General features: G+C 70.3%; 18 protein-coding genes and 1 pseudogene. 6 read left to right on the top strand and 13 right to left on the bottom strand.

Annotation, left to right across the window (positions count from 1 at the left end; all coding sequences use genetic code 11):
* Positions 1–59 precede the first annotated feature (59 nt).
* The 9 genes from IEY84_RS05585 to IEY84_RS05625 form a co-directional block, all read right to left on the bottom strand.
* A complete protein-coding gene (locus IEY84_RS05585) occupies positions 60–878 on the bottom strand; it encodes a sulfurtransferase (RefSeq protein ID WP_183544767.1) in 819 nt (272 codons plus the stop codon).
* Between the two features lie 133 nt (positions 879–1,011).
* Positions 1,012–2,553: an AbgT family transporter gene (locus tag IEY84_RS05590; protein ID WP_183544765.1), complete on the bottom strand. Its 1,542-nt coding sequence runs from the start codon at positions 2,551–2,553 to the stop codon at positions 1,012–1,014.
* Positions 2,554–2,559: 6 nt separating this feature from the next.
* On the bottom strand, positions 2,560–3,540 hold the full coding sequence (locus tag IEY84_RS05595) for a CE1 family esterase (RefSeq protein ID WP_183544763.1): 981 nt from the start codon (positions 3,538–3,540) through the stop codon (positions 2,560–2,562).
* A 108-nt stretch (positions 3,541–3,648) separates the two neighbouring features.
* Positions 3,649–4,410: a creatininase family protein gene (locus IEY84_RS05600; RefSeq protein ID WP_183544762.1), complete on the bottom strand. Its 762-nt coding sequence runs from the start codon at positions 4,408–4,410 to the stop codon at positions 3,649–3,651.
* A complete protein-coding gene (locus IEY84_RS05605) occupies positions 4,407–5,096 on the bottom strand; it encodes a FadR/GntR family transcriptional regulator (RefSeq protein ID WP_183544760.1) in 690 nt (229 codons plus the stop codon). The genes IEY84_RS05600 and IEY84_RS05605 overlap by 4 nt, the downstream gene beginning before the upstream one ends.
* A 33-nt stretch (positions 5,097–5,129) precedes the next feature.
* A complete protein-coding gene (locus IEY84_RS05610) occupies positions 5,130–6,293 on the bottom strand; it encodes an NAD(P)/FAD-dependent oxidoreductase (protein WP_183544758.1) in 1,164 nt (387 codons plus the stop codon).
* Positions 6,294–6,321: 28 nt separating this feature from the next.
* Positions 6,322–6,516, bottom strand: coding sequence for a ferredoxin (locus tag IEY84_RS05615; RefSeq protein WP_183544756.1), 195 nt, complete (start codon positions 6,514–6,516; stop codon positions 6,322–6,324).
* Positions 6,513–7,922: a fatty acid desaturase gene (locus IEY84_RS26640; RefSeq protein WP_183544754.1), complete on the bottom strand. Its 1,410-nt coding sequence runs from the start codon at positions 7,920–7,922 to the stop codon at positions 6,513–6,515. The genes IEY84_RS05615 and IEY84_RS26640 overlap by 4 nt, the downstream gene beginning before the upstream one ends.
* 86 nt (positions 7,923–8,008) lie before the next feature.
* Positions 8,009–9,238 (bottom strand): PucR family transcriptional regulator, encoded by a 1,230-nt coding sequence (locus IEY84_RS05625; RefSeq protein WP_183544752.1) that lies wholly within the window; start codon positions 9,236–9,238, stop codon positions 8,009–8,011.
* Positions 9,239–9,336: 98 nt separating this feature from the next.
* Here IEY84_RS05625 and IEY84_RS27055 point away from each other — a divergent pair.
* From IEY84_RS27055 to IEY84_RS05650, 6 genes and pseudogenes are all read left to right on the top strand, one after another.
* Positions 9,337–9,867, top strand: a pseudogene (locus IEY84_RS27055) (MFS transporter); the annotation flags it as partial.
* A 62-nt stretch (positions 9,868–9,929) separates the two neighbouring features.
* Positions 9,930–10,538 (top strand): MFS transporter, encoded by a 609-nt coding sequence (locus tag IEY84_RS26645; RefSeq protein ID WP_229788378.1) that lies wholly within the window; start codon positions 9,930–9,932, stop codon positions 10,536–10,538.
* Between the two features lie 40 nt (positions 10,539–10,578).
* Positions 10,579–11,139, top strand: coding sequence for a Uma2 family endonuclease (locus tag IEY84_RS05635; RefSeq protein ID WP_183544750.1), 561 nt, complete (start codon positions 10,579–10,581; stop codon positions 11,137–11,139).
* A gap of 266 nt (positions 11,140–11,405) precedes the next feature.
* Positions 11,406–13,031, top strand: a complete 1,626-nt coding sequence (locus IEY84_RS05640; RefSeq protein WP_183545394.1) for an ABC-F family ATP-binding cassette domain-containing protein — start codon at positions 11,406–11,408, stop codon at positions 13,029–13,031.
* 116 nt (positions 13,032–13,147) lie between these two features.
* A complete protein-coding gene (locus IEY84_RS05645) occupies positions 13,148–15,481 on the top strand; it encodes a molybdopterin cofactor-binding domain-containing protein (RefSeq protein ID WP_183544748.1) in 2,334 nt (777 codons plus the stop codon).
* 10 nt (positions 15,482–15,491) lie between these two features.
* Entirely contained in the window at positions 15,492–15,986 is a 495-nt protein-coding gene (locus IEY84_RS05650) for a (2Fe-2S)-binding protein (protein WP_183544746.1), read from the top strand.
* 19 nt (positions 15,987–16,005) lie between these two features.
* On the opposite strand, the gene IEY84_RS05655 is transcribed toward IEY84_RS05650, so the two are convergent.
* The 4 genes from IEY84_RS05655 to IEY84_RS05670 all read right to left on the bottom strand — a co-directional run bounded on the left by IEY84_RS05655 (position 16,006) and on the right by IEY84_RS05670 (position 18,980).
* A complete protein-coding gene (locus IEY84_RS05655) occupies positions 16,006–16,575 on the bottom strand; it encodes a TetR/AcrR family transcriptional regulator (RefSeq protein WP_183544744.1) in 570 nt (189 codons plus the stop codon).
* A gap of 61 nt (positions 16,576–16,636) precedes the next feature.
* Positions 16,637–17,098: a GNAT family N-acetyltransferase gene (locus tag IEY84_RS05660; protein ID WP_183544742.1), complete on the bottom strand. Its 462-nt coding sequence runs from the start codon at positions 17,096–17,098 to the stop codon at positions 16,637–16,639.
* A complete protein-coding gene (locus tag IEY84_RS05665; RefSeq protein WP_183544741.1) occupies positions 17,095–17,556 on the bottom strand; it encodes a hypothetical protein in 462 nt (153 codons plus the stop codon). Before IEY84_RS05665 ends, IEY84_RS05660 begins: the two co-directional genes overlap by 4 nt.
* A 20-nt stretch (positions 17,557–17,576) precedes the next feature.
* The gene (locus IEY84_RS05670; protein WP_183544740.1) at positions 17,577–18,980 is read right to left on the bottom strand and encodes an MFS transporter; all 1,404 of its coding nucleotides are present in this window, start codon (positions 18,978–18,980) and stop codon (positions 17,577–17,579) included.
* Positions 18,981–18,982 lie beyond the last annotated feature (2 nt).

The following is an 18,982-nucleotide window of genomic DNA, read 5'->3' on the forward strand; positions in this document are numbered from 1 at the left end:
TGGTGTGCCACCATCGTGAAAGATGAAGTTGACTTGAGGTCAAGGCTGTTGTTCCCGATCTAGTCGGTCGCGACCGGAAGGTCGTGGTTGCTCCACTGGCTCCAAGAGCCCGGATACAGCGCGGCGTCGTAGCCGGCGATGGCCAGCGCGGCGATCTGGTGGGCAGCGGTGACGCCGGAGCCGCAGTAGGTGGCGGTGGGGGAGTCGGCCTCGACGCCGAGCTCGGCGAAGCGGTCCCGAAGCTCCTTCGCGGCGAGGAAGCGGCCGTCGGGGCCGAGGTTGTCGACGGTCGGTGCGGAGACCGCGCCCGGGATGTGCCCGGCCTTCGGGTCGACGGGCTCGACCTCGCCGCGGTAGCGCTCGGCCGCGCGGGCGTCGAGAAGAAGACCCTCGAAGGCCCCGACCTGCTCGAACGGCAGCACCGGCAGATGACCAGGGGTGAGCGTCACCGTGCCGGGCGTGGGCACGACCTCGTCCGTGACCAGCGGGTGGCCGGCGGCGGTCCACGCGCCGAGGGCGCCGTCGAGGAGTCGTACGTCGGCAACACCCGCCCAGCGCAGCAGCCACCACGCGCGGGCCGCGGAGGTGTTCCCGACGGCGTCGTAGACGACGACCGCGTCGCCGTCGTCGATGCCCCAGCGGCGGGCCGCGGCCTGCAGGTCGGCGAGCTCGGGAAGCGGGTGACGCCCGTCGGTGGGCTCGCCGTGACGGGCCAGCTCGGTGTCGAGATCGACGTAGACGGCGCCGGGAAGGTGGCCCTCGAGATAGGACTCGTGCCCCGGCGGGCCGCCGAGCTGCCAGCGTACGTCGAGGAGAACCGGGGGCTGGCCGGAGTCGAGCGCGGTAGCCAGCTCGTCGGCGCTGATGAGTACGTTCACGGGTCGAAGTCTTTCAGTCGGGCGGCGCCGGCACGTGTAACACGTCGTTCGTAGGTCTATCCGGTCGTTATAACGGGCGAGTAGTACTACGAACAACGTGTTACACGAGGTGACGTTGCGCGCCCCGTCTCGCTCAGCGGACCGGTGCCCCCGGGCCCAACGGGATGCCGAGGCCCCACCAGAGGAAGAACAGTGCGGTCCAGGCCAGGCTCATCGCGATCGCCAGTGGCAGCGTGTAGGAGGCGAGGGTGCCGATGCCGGCGTCCTTGCGGTAGCGCTGCAGGAAGCCGAGGGCCATCACGAAGTAGGGGCTCATCGGGGTGATCGCGGTGGAGCCGGAGTCGGCGATCCGGAAGAGCGCCTGGGTGGTCTCGGGCGGCACCGAGAGCAGCATCAGCATGGGCACCAGGACCGGTGCGGCGATCGACCACATCGCCGAGCCGCTGGTCACCATCACGTTGACGACGCTGAGAAGGCCCAGGACCAGCAGGAAGACCACCCAGACCGGGATGTTGCTGGTCTGCAGCGCCTCGGCGGAGTTGACCGCGATGACGTCACCGAGGTTGGACCACTCGAAGTACGCCAGGAACTGCGCGATCGCGAAGAACAGCACCAGCACCGGCGCCATCTGCTTGATGCCTTGGGCCATCAGGGCCGGCACGTCCCCGGCCTTGGTGATCGACCCCGACAGGGTGCCGTAGACGATGCCGGCGAGCCCGAAGAGGATCGCGACGATCGCAGCGATGCCGGTGAGGAACGGAGACTCGGTCAGCGACCCGTCCTCGCCTCGCAGCGGCGAGGACGGCGGGATCACGATGGCCGCGACGACCACGATCGAGGCGAGCAGGGTGACCACTGCCCAGCGCAGCGCCCGGCGCTCGCGCCCGTCGAGCTCCAGGGTCCCGAAGTCGCCGTCGTCGGCGTCCTCGTCGGCATCGAGGTCCGGCCGCTTGGAGAGGACGAGCTTGGTCATCAGCGTGATCACCGCGGCCAGCAGCACCGAGGAGGCGATGTTGAAGAACCAGTTGCTCACCGGGGAGACGTACGCGTTCTCGTCGATGATCTGTGCCGCGGCGGTGGTGATGCCGGCGAAGATCGCGTCGTTGGGCGTCGGGATCGGGCTGGCGTCGTACCCGCTGGCGATCGCGGTGTAGGCGACCACGATGCCGAGGATGGGGGAGCGGCCGACGGCGCGGAAGGCGAGGCCGGCCAGCGGGACCAGGATGATGTACGCAGCCGCCGAGGCCACGTGGGCGACGGTGCCGGTGAACGCGACAGCGAAGACCACCCAGCCCGCCGGCACCCGGGAGATCCCGACCTTCATCGTGGACGTGAGGAAGCCGGTGCGCTCGGCGACGGCGACACCCATGATGACCACGACGATCGTCGCCATCGGCGGGAACTCGGCGAAGTTGGAGACCATCGTGGAGACGGCCATCGCCAGGCCCTCGCCGCTGAGCAGGTTCTGTACGACGACCTCCTCGCCGTCACCGGGGGAGATGACCGAGACGCCGGCGGCGGCGCAGATCGCGCTGATCACGGCCAGGATGGCGGCGAGGATCCAGAAGAGCCAGAACGGGTGCGGCAAGGCGTTGCCGACGCGCTCGATCACGCCCATGGCGCGGATGATCCACGGCAGTCTCTCGCTGCTGGTCGGGGTTGCGGTGCTCGTCATCGCAGGTCACCCTTCGCTGGTGAGGCGGTGACGGGAGAAGAAGTCCCAGATCACCGACGCGGACTCGATGGTGTGGGTGACGTGACCGCCACCGGAGTAGATGTCGGCGCCCGGCCAGACGTGGCCGCCGCCCTCGACGGCGACGTGCTGGACCTCGGCGCCCTGGTCGCACCCGGCCCAGCGGGTGGTCTCGATGTCGCGCTTGGTGCGCGTGGTGGAGGTGGTGCAGCCGTTGTGCTCCGCCCAGCCCCGGACCCACTCGGGGATCGCGGGCAGGTCGCGATCGGCATCGCCCGCGTAGGGGATGGTGGCATCGGCGACCCCGTGGATCTGCAGGATCGGTGTCGGCGGTGCTTCCGAGCACCCGGTGCGGGTGCCCGGGTAGAGCGCGGGCGCAACCGGGGCGACGGCGGCGAAGGTGCCGGGCATCCGGCAGGCGAGGAGGGCAGCGAGGCCGCCCCCGTTGGACTTCCCGGTGGCATAGACGCGGTTGGTGTCGATGCAGTGGTCGGCATCGATGGCGGCGAGCAGGTCGCGGGTGAAGGCGACGTCGTCGACACCGGGAGCCTCGTACGGCGCGCCCTGCCAGGCCTTGCGGTGACCCGACCCGGTGCCGATCGCGCCGTCGGGGTAGGCGACCACGGCCGGCAGGTCGGAGAGCTCGGAGTAGCCCTCGACCTCCACGCCGGTGCTGCCACGGCCGTGGAAGGCGACGATCAGCGGCCAGTCGTCGCGGCGGTCGTACCCCTCGGGCAGGCGGAGCACGTAGCTGCGCTCGAGGTCGCCGCTGGTCAGGTCGTGCTTCTGGCTGCTGTCGGGCTCCTGGTCAGTGGGTGTGGCACACGGCGTCCTGCTCGCGGTGGTCTCGGCTCCGGCCTTGGCGGAGGCGGGAGCCAGGGCGGTGACGGCACTGGGGGCCAAGGACGCTGCGGCCACGGCTGTGACGGCGATGGCCGGCGCCAGGAAGCGGAGGTGTCGTGGGGACATGTCGTGCTCCTTTCGGGGCAGTTTGGTGCGGTTTCGGGTGTGCTGGATCGCCCGGCGACGCGGTGTGCGTCCCGGTCGGGTCCCGAGCGTGTGGGTGAGGCCGGTGGCCTAGGTGTCGAGCCACTCCTTGATGAAGGCGACGAGTCGGTCGGTGGCCTCGGCGAAGATCGCCCGGCCGTCCTCGGCGGTGGCACGGCGGGGATCGCCGAGCACGCCGCTGGGGGAGAGTCGGTCGTAGGGGAGGGCCATTGCGGGATGGCTCACCGAGCGGGCCAGCCGGGCGAGCGGATCGAGCTCGTCGGGCGTGGTGGTGCCCGGGGCGAGCAGATCGTGGCGTACGAGGTGAGGGGCGATGTGCAGCATCTGGGCGGTCTCGGCCTCGCCGCTGTGGCCGCTGATCGGGCTCAGCTCCATGGCGGCCACGCTGTCCTTGGCCAGCACGGTCACCGGTGCCCAGGCGAGCTCCAGGTCCGGCCGGTCGCGCAGCAGGTCCTGGGCCAAGGTGCCGAGGGTGGCGTTGTTGCCGCCGTGGCCGGTGATGACCAGGAACCGGTGCCAGCCGTGGGCGGCCAGCGACTCCACGTACTCACGGACGACGGCGGCGAACAGCGCGGGGCGCAGGCTCACGGTGCCGGCGAAGGCCTGATGGTGCGGCGAGACCCCGACCGGTACGCCGGGGCCGATGACCACCTTCCCGGGCAGCGCCGCGGCGACGGCGTCGGCGAGCGCCTCGGCGCGGATCTGGTCGGTGGCGAGGGGGAGGCCGGCGCCGTGCTGCTCGAACGCGCCAACGGGGATCACCGCGACCGTCCCGGCCTCGACCGCCCGTGCGGCCTCGAGGGTGGTCATCTCGGCGAGCTTCGCGGTCATCGGGGCTGCTCCGTGCCGAGGGTGGCGGCGAGGGCCTCGCGGATCGCAAGCAGGTGCTCGCGGGTCAGTGCGGCCGCGGCGTCGGGGTCCCCGTCGCGTACGGCCTCGACGATCCGGAGGTGGTCGGCATGGTCGCGGTCGCGATCGGTGTAGCGGTGCCGGATCTCGATCTGGTCACGCGCCCTCACCTGCAGCAGCGCCTCGACGGTCTCGCGCAGCAGCAGGTTGCCGGAGGCGCCGGCGAGGGCGACGTGGAAGTGCAGTTCGGGCCGCTCGTCGGCGTACTGCGGCTTGAGCGCGTTGTCCGCCGACATCGTCAGTGCGGCGAGGTCGTCGTCGGTGCGCTGCGCGGCCGCGGCTGCGGCGACCGGTGGCTCGAGCACGATCCGGGCATCGAGGAGCTCGAGGACGGACTCGCTCCGGGATTCCGAGACGTGCGGGTTGACGAGCAGGCGCCGGTTCACCCCGCCGCTCACGTAGGTCCCTGACCCGTGGCGGAAGCGGATCACGTCGGTCGCCTCCAGGCGGCGCAGCGCTTCCCGGATCGTCGGGGTGGTCACCTCGAATCGTTTGGCCAGCTCGCGCGAGGAGGCCAGGGCGTCGCCCGGCTCCAGGCCTGCGGCCTCGATCATGGCGACGATCCCGTCGGCGATGCGTTCAGAGAGCGATGATGTGTTGCTGGTCACAATAAGTGACTAAATCACTTATTGACCTAGTCGTCAAGGGTTGGTCTGCGCAGTCAGGGCGCGACGCAGTCGGGCCATCGGGCCGGGGCTGTTGATGCCGACCGCGCCCACTGCGGCGCCGCGGCGCCGGTAGAGGACGAAGCCGTCGCCGTGGTCCTCTTCACCGGCAGCGGTGGTCTCCCCGACGACCTGGATCCGGTGACCGTGCCAGCTGGACCAGGCGAACGGGACGGCGGCGAAGACCTCGGTTGCGCCACCGGCGTCGGCTCCGGCGGCGTTGGCGCCGGCGACCCGGCCCTGCTCGCCGGCGGCGGTCCAGTGCTCACTGCGTACGCCGTCGACACAGGCGATGTCGCCCGCGGCCCAGACGCCGGGAGCGCTCGTGGCGAGGCGACTGTCGCAGAGGACGCCGCCGGAGCGAGCGTCCAGCTCGACGCCGCTGTCGCGGAGCCACGCGGTGGCCGGGCGTGCGCCGATGCCCAGGACCACCGCATCGGCGGCCAGGGTCTCGCCGGTGCTCAGCTCGACCTTGTCGACGCCGACGTCGGTCGAGCGGACGCCGGACACGGTCGTCGCGGTGAGCAGCCTGACCCCCGCGTCGGCGTGGAGCTGCATCAGTCGTACGGCGGCGGCCGGCCCGACCGCACGCTCGAGGGGTCGCTCGCTCGCCTCGACGATGGTGACGCCGATGCCGCGGGCCCGTGCGGCCGAGGCGATCTCGGAGCCGATGAACCCGGCGCCGACGATCACGACCTCTCGCGAGCGGGCCATGGCTTCACGTACTGCGAGCGCGTCGTCGTAGCGCCGGAGCACATGCACCCCGCGGACGCCGGACAGCTCCGGCACGGTCGTGGCGGCGCTGCCGGTGGCGATGATCAGCGCGTCGTAGCCGAGCTCTCCGGAGGTGGTGGTCACCATCCGGCGCTCGGTGTCGAGGGCCTCGGCCCGCACGCCTGGCAGGTGGCGTACCTGCAGCGTCTCGAGCACCTCTTCGGACCGGAGTGCAGGTACGGGCGGGGGCTCGTCGGCGGCCAGCACCGCCTTCGACAGCGGCGGCCGGTCGTAGGGAGCGTGCGGCTCGTCGCCGACGATCGTGATCCGCCCGGCCCAGCCGGCGGCGCGAGCTCCCTCGACGGCGCGAAGCCCGGCCAGGCCGGCGCCGACGACGAGGAGGTGGCGGTCGTGGGGAGTTGACATGGGTTCGGTTCCGTCTCGATGGGCGCGCTCAGCCGAGGAGGCGGAGCGCGGAGACCGGGCAGGAGTCGATCGCGGCTTTGACGTAGCCGCGGTCCGGGTCGGGCACCTCGTCGGCGAGGACCTCGACGAGGCCGTCGTCGCCGACCTGGAAGTAGTCGTCGGCCTGCGCCTCGCACATGCCGATGCCCTCGCACACGGTCTTGTCAGCTTCGATCGCACTCACAGCATTGACTCCTTCAGCGGAATGAAGTCGACCTTCTCGCGCACGCCGCAGTCGGGGCAGCACCAGTCGTCGGGGATGTCGCGCCAGGCCGTGCCCGCGGCGAAGCCCTCGAGCTCGTTGCCGGCCGCGACCTCGTACACGTAGCCGCAGCCGGGGCACCGACCCGCGGCGACCTCGTCGTCGAAGCTCTGCCGGGTCACGTCCTCGACCTCATCGAGAGTCGGCTCGGCAGCAGGCGGCGGGAACGCGCCCAGCAGCTTGTCGAGCCGTCCCGGACGTACGTTGGCCAGCCGGACGTCACCGTCGAAGTGCGCGACGACCCGCTTGTCCATCACCCGGCGCCACAGCGGCGGGACCAGAGCCAGCACGATCATCCCGGCGTAGCCGGTCGGCAGGGCCGGGGACTCCCGGTAGTCACGCAGGGTCTGGTAGCGCCTCGTCGGGTTGGCGTGGTGGTCGCTGTGGCGCTGCAGGTGGTAGAGGAGCACGTTGGTGGCGATGTTGTTGGAGTTCCACGAGTGCATCGGCAGCACGCGCTCGTAGCGCCCGGACGTGGTCTTCTGGCGCAGCATCCCGTAGTGCTCCAGGTAGTTGACGACCTCCAGCAGGGAGAAGCCGATGACCGCCTGGAGGACGAGGTAGGGCAGGATCCCGACGCCCAGCCACAGCGTCATGCCGGTCCACAGGACCGCGCTCATCAGCCAGGCGTTGAGGACGTCGTTGCCGAGGTGGAACGGGTGGGTGCCCTTGCGCCGGTAGCGCTTCGCCTCCAGGCCCCAGGCGCTCTTCAGGGAACCGGACACGGTGCGGAACCAGAACGTGTAGAGGTTCTCGCCCAGCCGGGAGGAGGCCGGGTCCTCGGGGGTCGCGACGCGGACGTGGTGGCCGCGGTTGTGCTCGATGTAGAAGTGGCCGTAGAAGCTCTGGGCGAGCGCGATCTTGGACAGCCAGCGCTCGTTGCTCTCCTTCTTGTGGCCGAGCTCGTGGGCGGTGTTGATGCCGATGCCGCCGATGAACCCGATGGTGAGGGCGAGGCCGATCTTGTGCGCCAATGGCCAGTCCTGGGTCGCGATCAGGTACATCGCGAAGGCGAATCCGGCGTACTGGATCGGGAGGAACGCGAAGGTGATGTAGCGGTAGTACCGGTCCTCCTCGAGCTCCTCGATGACGTCGTCGGGCGGGTTGGAGCGGTCCAGACCTGCCATGAAGTCGATGGCCGGGACGAGGCCGAGGACGACGATCGGTCCGGTCCACAGGAACACGCCCCATCCGGTCAGGGCGTAGCCGCCGACCGCGATGAAGGCGAAGGAAGGCACCACGAGGCCGAGGAGCCAGAGGTAGCGCTTCCGGTCCCGCCACCTCGCGGTGGAGCTCTGGTCGACGGTGCCGCTGGCGTCGAGTGTCATCTGCTGCCTCCTGTGAGGTCGGTTACGTCTCCTGTCAGAATGGACGTACGAAGCAGCGAAGTCTCTGGCCGATCACGCCGAATCGGTCATCGGAAACTGTGAGTTTTCACAGTCGGTGTCGCGAGAAAGGCGTCGTGGTAGTCGAGCGCGAGAAGCAGGTCGCCGGCGCGCTCGCGCAGCGGGTGGCCCAGGAGACCCTCGGCCTGGGTGATCCGATAGCGGATGGTGTTCTTGTGGATGGCCAGCCGCTCGGCGATCTTGTCGGCCGTCTCGGCCGAGGTGAGCACCTCCCGCACGGTCTCACGCAGCCGGCCGTGGGGCGGGTCTGCCAGTCCCCGCAGCGTGGTCCGGGCGAACCGCTCGGCGGCGGCCGGGTCGTGAGCGATGAGGACCAGCGCGGCCACGTCGTCATAGGCCGTCACGGGTTCGTGGCGTCCGGGAGCCAGGGCCACCCGTTGGGCGGCCTGCGCGTCCAGGTGGGCGGCGACGAAGCCGTCGAGACCGCTTCCGCCGACGCCCAGGGTCACCCGGACGGTGGTGGGATCGATCCCGGTCTCGGTCATGGAGCCGGTCAGGGATTCTGGTCGATCGCCCAGCGCGACCCAGGCCCACATCTCTCGGCCACCGGGCCGCACCAGCACCGACCGGGCGTGGCCCGCGTGGCGGGTGACCGCCGTGAGCGAGGCCTCCAGCTGTTCGATGGAATCGGCGGTGAGCGCGTGCGCGACCAGGGCGAGGTGGCCCGGGATGTTGATCGGGTGGCCGGCCAGCGCGGCGGACAGCTCGGCAGAGGAGACGCTGCGGGTCCCCAGTGCCTGGGAGACCACCTCGAAACGGCGGGCGTCCCCGCGCTGCCGGATCCGGTTGGTCTCGGTCTGATGGATCAGCACCGATTGCTCCACCGAGGAGCCGAACCAGGTGGTGGCCTTCGTCCAGAACCAGACCAGCAGGGCCTCGTGGTCGAGATCTCTGGGTGCCTGCCGGACGACCTGCACGGCGAAGTCCCAGCTCTCCTCCTGGGCCCGCTGGTAGACCTTGAGCAGCAGCGGCAGACCGAGATGGCGGCGCGCTGCCTCGAGGGCGATGGTGCGTGCGGAGGGGACCAGCTCGAACTCTGCGTCCGGCACCGTGATCCGGTCGAGGAAGGCGTACCAGTGCTCTTCGACGGCCTTCAGGAGGAGTGGTCTGAGATCGGCGAGATCGACCTCGCCGTCGACCAGGATCGCGTCGGCGGTCGACGCGGCCCACCGGGCCACCTCGTCGGGCCGGCGCTGCTCGTCGGCGAAAGCCGCCAACCAGGCAGCGAGGTCTGTCATCACGCTCACCTCTCCATGGACGGGCGGTGCGTCCCGGCAGTGTATAAACCTTCGATCCGGCGACACCGAGACCTACGGCATGCGAGAGGCTCCTATCGATGACTCCCACCGCACAGAGGGCAACGATCGCCGCCGTCCAGGTCCTCGGGCTCGCGGTGTGGTTCTCGGTCTCGGCCGTGGTCCCGAGCATCCAGGGGGAGTGGGAGGTCAGCGCCGGCCAGGCGGTGTGGCTCACCGGCACAGTGCAGCTCGGCTTCGTCACGGGCGCGCTGACCTCGACCGTCCTGAACCTTGCCGATCGGTGGCCCGCGCAGGTCCTGATGGGCGCAAGCGCGTTGCTCGCGGTGGTCTGTACGTCGCTGGTCGCGTGGTTCGCCGACGGCCTGGCCGGCGCGCTGGCCCTGCGGTTCGCCACCGGCTTCTTCCTCGCCGGCGTCTATCCGGTCGGCATCAAGCTGATGGCCTCGTGGGCGCCTCGCACCAACCGCGGCCTGGCGATGGGGCTGCTCATCGGTGCGCTCACGATCGGCTCGACCCTGCCGCACCTGATCGGCGGTCTGGTGCCCCTTCCCTGGCGGGACGTGCTGCTGGTGACGTCGGTCGTCGGGGTGCTGGGTGCCGTGCTCGCCGTCGGCGTCGTCCACCTGGTCCGCACCTGGCTCGTGGGCCGGTCACGTTGTATCCGCGGTATGTGCTCACGATGTTCGCCGAGCGCGGTCCCCGAATGGTCAACCTCGGCTACTTCGGCCACATGTGGGAGCTGTATGCGCTGTGGACCTGGATCCCGGCGTACCTTCTGCACTCCCGTGCCGCCGGTCAGCTGGGCGATGCCCGCTCGCTGCTCGTGTTCGTCAGCATGGGGCTCTTCGGTCTCGCCGGTTGCCTCGTGGGCGGATGGGCCGCGGACCGCTTCGGCCGGCGCGCCGCAGCTGTCGCCGCGCTGTCGGTCAGCGGCGCCTGTTGCGTACTGTCGCCGTTGGCGTTCCTTGCGCCGGCGTCCGTGGTCGCGATCTTCTGCGCCGTCTGGGGTGCATCGGTCATCGCCGACTCCGGCGTCTTCTCGACCGCGCTGTCCGAGGTCGCCGACAGCCGCTTCGTCGGCACCGCGCTCAGTGCCCAGACCGCCATCGGCTTTGCCCTCACCGTCGTGAGCATCCAGCTGACCCCGCTCGTGGCTGCCCTCGCGAGCTGGCAGTACGCCTTCTTGCTCCTGGTGCCTGGTCCTGTGCTCGGGGCGGTCGCCATGTCGAGGCACGGTCGCGCTCGTCCGGAGCCAGTCACGAGAGTGGGTGGCTCGTGAGTCGCCGTCCGAGGACGCCGCCAGTTGTTACCCTTGGACCATGACCACCTCCGCACTCCCTGACTGGTTGACGCCCCCGCGTCCCGAGGGCTGGTTCGCCGAGGACCTGGACCACCTTCCCGACGCGCCCAAGCACGTCGAACTCTGGGACGGAGCACTGATCCTCAACATGTCGCCGCAGCGTCGCTGGCATCACGACGTCATCCGGCTCCTCGACCACGCGCTGGTCGAGCAGGCTCCCGACGGGCTCACCGTGCTGACCCAGTTCACCGTCCGCCTGGACAACCGCACCCGCCCGGAGCCGGACCTCATCATCACCAGTGCCGAGGTCCCCGAGGACGCCACCATGGTGGAGGCCACCGACGTCCTGCTCGCCGTCGAGGTGGTCTCACCCGAGTCCTCCCAGCGAGACCGCAAGGCGAAGCCGCCCCGCTACGCAGAGTCCGGGATCGCCAACTTCTGGCGCGTGGAGGACGAGCACGGCAAGCCCGTCGTGCACACCTTCGAGCGCGACGAGACCACCGGCGCGTACGTGGCCACCGGCATCCACCGGGGCAGCCTGCGCGCTGTCCAGCCGTTCGAGATCTCCATCAGCTTGTGAAGATCAATCACGTCGCGGGCGGGTGCTCCGTCCGCTATCGTTGATCTCGATGGGAACTCTGAAGTAATCGATCGGGACGCTGCGTCGAGGTTTCTCCGCAGCGGGTCCTGAGCGACCGCGTCGTCTGATCGGCGCGTTCGAGGTCTGTTTCTGATCCTGCATCTGCTGATGCGTTTCGCTGCGACGCTCGATCGTCGCGCAGAGGAGTCCTCTTGTTCCCGTCTGCCCCCATCACCTCCATCGTCCGCAGCCACCGCGTCTGCGAGCTGCGGTCGGCCACGGTCCGCTTCGCCGAGCGGGTCGTGCTCGACCGTGTCGACCTCGTGGTCGGCGCGACCGACCGGCTCGCCGTCATCGGCGACAACGGCGCCGGCAAGTCCACCCTGCTCGACCTTCTCGCGGGCGTTGGCGCGCCGGTCGCGGGGGAGACTCGTGTCGTACTTCCTGGCGGTATCGCACACGCCTCGCAGGCGCCCCGGTTCCCGTCCGGGGCGACGGTGCACGATGCCGTCGACCTCCTGCTCGCGGACCTGCGGGCGCTCGAGTCGCGCATCCAGTGTTGCTCGGAGCGCCTGGCCGTCGCCGGCGAACCGGACCACCCGGTGCTGCTCGCGGAGCTCGGCGACCTGATCGACAGGTTCGAGGCTCGCGACGGCTATGGCGTGGACCGGCGCGTCGACGCCGCGCTGGATCAGCTCGGCCTGGGTGGCCTCGACCGGCGTCGTCTCGTCGCGGGTCTGTCCGGAGGCGAGCGCGCGCGGCTCGCTCTCGCGGTCGCGCTCTCGGCCAACGCCGAGCTGCTGCTGCTCGACGAACCGACCAACGACCTGGACGACTCCGCGCTGGCCTGGGTCGAGGAGCGCCTGGCCGCGCACCGCGGAGCGCTGGTCGTCGTCACCCACGACCGTGCGTTCCTCGAGCGGTTCGCGGACGACATCGTGCAGGTACGCGACGGTGGGCTGCGTCGCTACGGCAACGGCTACGCCGGATTCCTGGTGGCCCGCGCGACCGAGCGCCGCCGCCAGGCCGAGCGGCACGAGCAGTGGAAGGCCGAGCTGGCCCGCAACGAGGCTCTCGTCGAGGCGAACGCCTTCCGCCTCGAGGTGATCCCGCGCAAGCTCGAGCTCGATGGCTTCGGGCACGGCGCCTTCCGCGCGCGCAGCCGCGACCACGGGGCGATGGGCCGGATCCGGATGGCGAAGGAGCGAGTCGCTCGGCTCCGGGCGGAGCCCGTGGCCCCGCCGCCCGAGCCGCTCCGGTTCTCCGCCGGGCTTCGGTCCGAGGCGCCGCCTGCGGAGGGGCGCTACCTCGCCCTTCACGACGTACGTCGGGAGGACGGTGCCCGGCTGCGGATGGCCGAATGGACGATGAAGCCGGGGGACCGCTGGCTGGTGACCGGCCCGAACGGGGCCGGCAAGACCACGCTCCTGCGGCTGCTGGCCGGCGAGATCGCTCCTGATACGGGCGTCGTCGAGCGCTCCCCGGGAGTGCGGGTCTCCTGGCTGAGACAGGAGGTGACGACCCCGCCCTCGGGCACGGTCGTCGCCGTGTTCGCCCGCGCCCTCGGGATCCACAGCGACGACGCCGTCGAGCGGCTGCGCCGCTTCGGGTTGCTGCGCGAGGACGACCTGAGGCGTCAGGTGCGGGCGCTCTCGGTCGGTCAGCGTCGCCGTCTAGACCTGGCGATCGCGCTGGCGGACCCTGGTGACGTACTGCTGCTCGACGAGCCGACCAACCACCTCGACCCCGAGCTCGTCGACCAGCTCGAGGACGCCCTCGACGAACACCCTGGCGCCGTCGTCACGGTGACGCACGACCGCCACTGGATCCGGCGCGCCGGCGGGGCACAGCGGGTGAGCGTGCGGGACGGGGAGGCGGAGGTCGTCAGCTGAACCACCCTCCTTCGTGGGTGGTGGGTGGGTGTGACGGGTGCCACGATGACGCATCGGGGAGGGAGCAGAACCTCCGGACGCAGGCGTCCGGAGCCTCGATCTCGGAGGTGCTCCGCATGACAGAAATTCAGGAAGACATCGGCACGGAACCGTCCATCGGACGGCACTCCGTGGGCAGGCGACGGTTTCTCGGCTACCTGATCGGCGGCACCACCGTCGTCGCGGCCGCGGAGCTCGGGCTGCTGAGCGGGCAGGCCGCGGCCAAGATACCGAGCGCGCCACAGGTCTTCGATGCCTACGATCTCAGCGACCTGCTCACCCACGCCGCCCAACCGACCTCGAGCCTGATCACCGTGACGATCAACGAGGACGGCACGGCGAGCTTCGCGCTCCCGCGCGCCGAGGTGGGACAGGGCATCACCACGGCGGCGGCGATGATCATCGCCGAGGAGCTCGATCTTCCGCTGAAGAAGATCGACGTCACCCTCGCGCCGGCCCGGCCGGAGCTGATCTGGAACCAGATCACCGGCGGGTCCAACACGATCCACGCGATGTACACCCCGATCAGGGTCGCCGCAGCGGTGGCGAAGAAGACGCTGCTGGAGGCCGCCGCGGCCCAGCTCGGCGGCGTCGTCGACGAGCTCGAGACCCGCGACGGCGTGATCACCGACGCGCTCGGCAACAGCCTCACCTACGGCGAGCTCACCGCGCAGGCGGCCAGCCCCGACACCAAGGCGGTCGAGGTCGGCCTCAAGGACGAGGCGACGTTCACCCTCCTCGGCAAGCCGACCAACCGGATCGATGCGCTGGATGCGGTCACCGGCAAGAAGGTCTACACCACCGACCTGGACGTGAAGGGCGCACTGCCGACGATGGTCTGCCGGGCGCCCACGCTCAACGGCAAGCCGACGAAGGTGCTCAACGCCGCTGAGGTGAAGGCGATGCCCGGCGTCACGCATGTGGCGATGGTCCCGACCGGGGTCGCGGTGCGGGCGCGGACCTTCGGACAGTGCATCGACGGCGTACGCGCCCTGCGGGTCGACTGGGAGGACGGCCCGGTCGTGGGGGAGTCGGACCAGGACATCCTCTCCGGGGTGAAGGCGGCCGAGCTGCCGATGCCCGCGCTGCCCAACACGCCGCTCGCCAAGACGATCGCGTACGACTTCACGTTCTGGTTCCGCAGCAACTCGCCGATGGACACCAACAGCGCCATCGCCGACGTACGCAGCGACCGAGCTGAGATCTGGTCCGGGCTCAAGAACCCGATCGTCACCCAGCAGCAGATCGCGCTCGAGCTGGGCCTGACGCCGGACAAGGTGAAGGTCAACGTGATGCAGGCGGGAGGCTCCTTCGGTCGCCGGCTCTTCTTCGACGGAGCGATGGAGGCGGCTCAGGTCTCGAAGGCGATGGGCGTCCCGGTCAAGCTGATGTGGCACCGCTCCGACGACGCCCGGGTCGGCCGGGCCCACCCGCTGGCCACCTCACGTGTGCGTGCCATGCACGCCGCCGGCGAAGTGCTCGCCTTCCAGCAGAGCCACACCGCCGTCGAGATGGACCTGCGTCACGGTTTCGGTGAGATCGTCACCGCGCTCGCCGCCGATCTGCCCGCCGGGCTGGGCAACCTGGGCTACGCCCAGACGATCTTCGCGCTCACCACGGGTATCCCTTACGACTTCGGGGTTCTCCTCCAGACGCTGAACGAGACCGACACCCGGTTCAACACCGGCGCGATGCGCAACGTGTACTCCCCGGACGTACGCACGGCCAACGAGCTCGTCGTCGACCAGCTCGCCAAGGCGATGCGGAAGGACCCGCTCGCGTTCCGGCTCGAGTTCTGCCGCAACGAGCGCGTCCGCGGCGTTTTGAAGAAGGCCCGCGAGGTGGCCCAGTGGGGCAAGCCGATGCCGGCTGGGACCGCGCAGGGCATCGCCGTGCACACCGAGTACAAGGGCGCCTCGGCCTGCGTGGTCGAGATCGACTGCCGGCCCGAGACCGTCGGACGGCGGGTGCGGGACGCGGTCACCGGTCCGCGGGTCATGAAGGCGACGATGGTCACCGACGTCGGCCAGGTGATCAACCCGCGCGGCGTCGAGGCGCAGATGCAGGGGGCCATCAACGACGGCATCGCGATGACGCTGACCAGCAGCCTGCACCTGGTCGACGGGCACTTCGAGGAGGCCAGCTGGGACAACTACTTCTACACCCGGCAGTGGAACACGCCGCCCGAGATCGAGGTCGTCATCATGGACTCCGCCGAGCCCCCGGGCGGCGTCGGCGAGGCCGGCGTCGCGCCGACCGCGGCAGCGGTGGCCTGCGCCTATGCCCGGGCGACGGGCAAGGTGCCGACCGAGTTCCCGATCAACCACCGTGACCCGCTCGCGTTCGAGCCGAAGCCGCGGACGCCACCGATCCCGCCGTCCCCGACCGACGGCCTGCGCTGGACCTACTGAGGAGACCGAGATGCCTGAACAGACCTTCATCCTGAACGGCGAGCCGGTCACCGTCGACGTCGAAGACGACGTCCGCCTCCTGTGGGTGCTCCGCGACATCCTCGGCGTCAAGGGCCCGAAGTACGGTTGCGGGATCAACGTGTGCAAGGCCTGTACGTCGCACATCAACGGCAAGGCCTTCAACCCGTGCGCGGTGCCCGTCGGCAAGCTCGACGCCAAGGACGAGATCACCACCATCGAGGGACTTCCCGGCGAGGTGCCCGAGTCGAAGCGCGGCGAGCACGGACTGCACCCGATGCAGGAGTCCTGGCTCGACAAGGACGTCGCCCAGTGCGGCTACTGCCAGCCCGGCCAGATCATGGCTGCTGTCGCGCTGGTGAAGAAGGTGCGCGCCGAGGGCCGCACCATCACTGACGCCGACCTCGACGGCATCCGCAACATCTGCCGCTGCGGCACCTACACCCGGATCCGTGAGGCGATCCGGGAGGGGGAGCAGCGGATGTGAGCGACGCCGCGGGCCGCCCTCACTCCGGGGCCGTGAGGGCGGCCTGGATGGTGCCGTCGATCAGCCCGGCGGCTTCGGCGGCGTCGATCTCGCCGCGGTAGACGGCGCCGGAGGCGGCGTGCAGGACGCTCTGGAGCAGGGTCAGCTGCCACTGGAGCGGCTGGTCGTCGCGGAAGCTGCCCTCGCTGCGGCCGCGCTCCATCAGCGGCTTCCAGCGGTCGATCAGCCCGACGTGGATCGCCTGGAACTGCTCGTGGGGCATGCTCTGCTCGGCGGCGACGATCAGCGCGCCGTACTGCTGTGTCAGCTTCCACGACGCCTCGAGCAGTCGGCGCAGGGCAGCGCGGGGATCGCCGTCGAGGTCGACGGCGCCGAGCGCCTCGTCCGACTGCTGGATCGCGCGCGCGACGACCTGGGTGACCAGCGTCGCGCGGGACTCGAAGTGGCCGTAGAGGGTGACCCGACCGACGCCCGCGGCCTTGGCGATCTCAGCGACGCTGACGTCGGGGTCGCGGGCGAGGCAGGCGGTCGCCGCATCCATGATCGACTCGATGTTCTTGCGCGCGTCGGCACGTTTGACGGCCGTCATCGACGAATCCTCCCCGGAGATAGTGAACGTCAATGTACAGGTTAAGGGTTTCTGGATCTGGTCACCGTCGTTGGGCCGGCCAGGCGCACATCACCTTCGCGCGGACCGTGGCGCCCAGGCGTCGATAGAACCGGATGGCGGCGTCGTTGTCGGGCTGTACGCCCCAGGTGATCGTGAGGTCGCCGGAGCGGTTCGCCAGCTCGGTCATCAGCAGCTTGCCGACGCCGGCGTCACGATGCCCGGGGCGGACGTAGAGGTCGTCGAGGGCGATGATGTCGCTGCCCGACCACAGGTGCAGGCGGCGTACGGCGGAGACGTAGCCGACCGGGTCGCCGTCGCCCTCGGCGAGCAGGACGGTGATCTCCGGGCGCTCGAGATAGCCGGCCCACTGCTCGGCGGTCACGGTCACCGAGGCGGACTGTGCCTGGTGGGCCGCGATCTCGCCGACGAGCGTGTGGACCGTCTCGGCGTCGTCAGGGATGGCGGCTCGTATGACGATCTCTGGTTGTGAATGCTCGGTCATGTCAGCTCCTGGTCGGCGGCGGTGTTGGCGTCGGTGTGGGCGTGGTGTGTATGGCTGACGGTGTACTCGCCGGGGCGGGCGAGCATGGCGACGAGCATGAACAGCAGCATGAGTACGTGGCCGAGCAGCATCAGGCCGGCGGCGTCGATGACCCCGAGCCAGAGGAGCGGGAAGAGGACCGCGAAGCCTGCGTACATCGCGGCCGACATCTCGACGATCGGTTTCGTTCCGTGACCCCGGAAGCGCATCCACGCGGCCATCGGGATCACCATCGTGGTCGCCATGGCCAGCGAGTCGACGTCGGCACGATGCACCCACGCGCTCGGCGGCTGGTCGCCGGTGGCGAGCTCCCAGAGCGGGTAGAGGACCATCATCCCGACGACCATCGCGATGACCATCTGGAGGTAGTGGAGCGCGAACGATCGGGCGCGGGATCTCGGGGTTCGTGTCGTGGTCATGACTCGGTCTCCTCGTGGTTTCAGTGGGTGTCGGCGGATGCGGGTCGTCCGGGGATCAGCACGCCCGCGACTACGGCGGCGAGCGCGGCGATCACGGTGGCGACCAGGTAGGCCCGCTCGAAGCCGGCGGTGGTGCCGTCGACGAGGCTGGCCGCGGCGACGCCGGACATCACGGCGGCGCCGAGTGAGGCGCCGAGCTCGTGGAAGGTGCTGAGGATGCCGGAGGCGACACCCGCGAGATGCGGCTCGACCTGGCTGAGCGCGGTCGCGGCTGCGACGACGAAGAGGACACCGAGCCCGGCCGAGCCGACACTGACCGCGACGACCGTCGTCTGCGTGCTCATGCCGAACGCGGGCACAGCCAGCCCGGCGGCGGCGATCAGCAGTCCGGTCATTCCGAGGGTGCGTGCGCCGAGGCGCCCGATGAGCCTGCCGCCCAGCTGCGCGCCGATCATGGTCGCGGCGGCGACCGGCAGGAACAGCAGCCCGGTCGTGAGCGGCCCGTGCCCGGCGGCGCTCTGCAGATAGAAGGTCCCGAGGAAGAACACCGCCACCATCAGCCCGGTCGCGACGAACAGCACGAAGGTGCCCGACAGGACCGGTCGCCGGTAGAGCAGCGCCGGGTCGATGAGCGGGTGCCGCGTACGCCGGAGCCAGCCGACCAGGAGGGCGTACCCGACGACTCCGCCGACGAGGAGGGCGATGGTGCGGCTCGAGGTCCAGCCCTCGTCGCCAGCCTCGATGAAGCCCAGGATCAACAGCCCGGTGGCGGCGGTGACGACGAGCGCGCCGATGAGGTCGAGACGTACGTTGCCTCCCCAAGCCGGCAGTGCCGGAAGCTGTCGGGCCAGCACGAGCGCCACGACGATGCCGACAGGCACGTTGATCAGGAACACCCACTCCCAGCCTGGCCCTGCAGTCAGCGCCCCGCCGAGAAGTACGCCGATGGCTGCTCCGCCTGCGCCCAGCGCCGACCAGATCCCGAGCGCCCGGTTGCGCTCCTCGCCGTCGAAGAGCCGCACCACGATCGAGAGAGCAGCGGGGGAGAGCATCGCCGCCCCGACCCCCTGCGCCACCCGCCCACCGACCGCCAGCTCCGCGCTCGTGGCGAGACCGGTGGCCAGCGAAGCCACGGTGAACGTCGCGAGCCCCGCGAGCACGACCGGCTTCGGCCCGAACAGGTCAGCCGCCCGACCCCCGAGCAGCATCAACCCACCGAACGCGAGCGTGTACGCGCTCACCACCCAGGTCAGCGCATCCCGCCCCAGCCCGAGGTCGGCACCCATGTACGGCAGCGCGATCGCCACCACCGTGACGTCGAGGATCAGCATGAACTGCGCCAGCCCCAGCAGGCCGAGCAGCCGCCATCGGCGCGGATCCGCGGCCTGCTTCGCGGTCCCGGTCTCGGCTGTCCTGTCTGTCATGG

Origin of the sequence: Nocardioides albus, from assembly GCF_014648255.1 — a bacterium.
GTDB classification, from domain to species: Bacteria; Actinomycetota; Actinomycetes; order Propionibacteriales; family Nocardioidaceae; genus Nocardioides; species Nocardioides albus.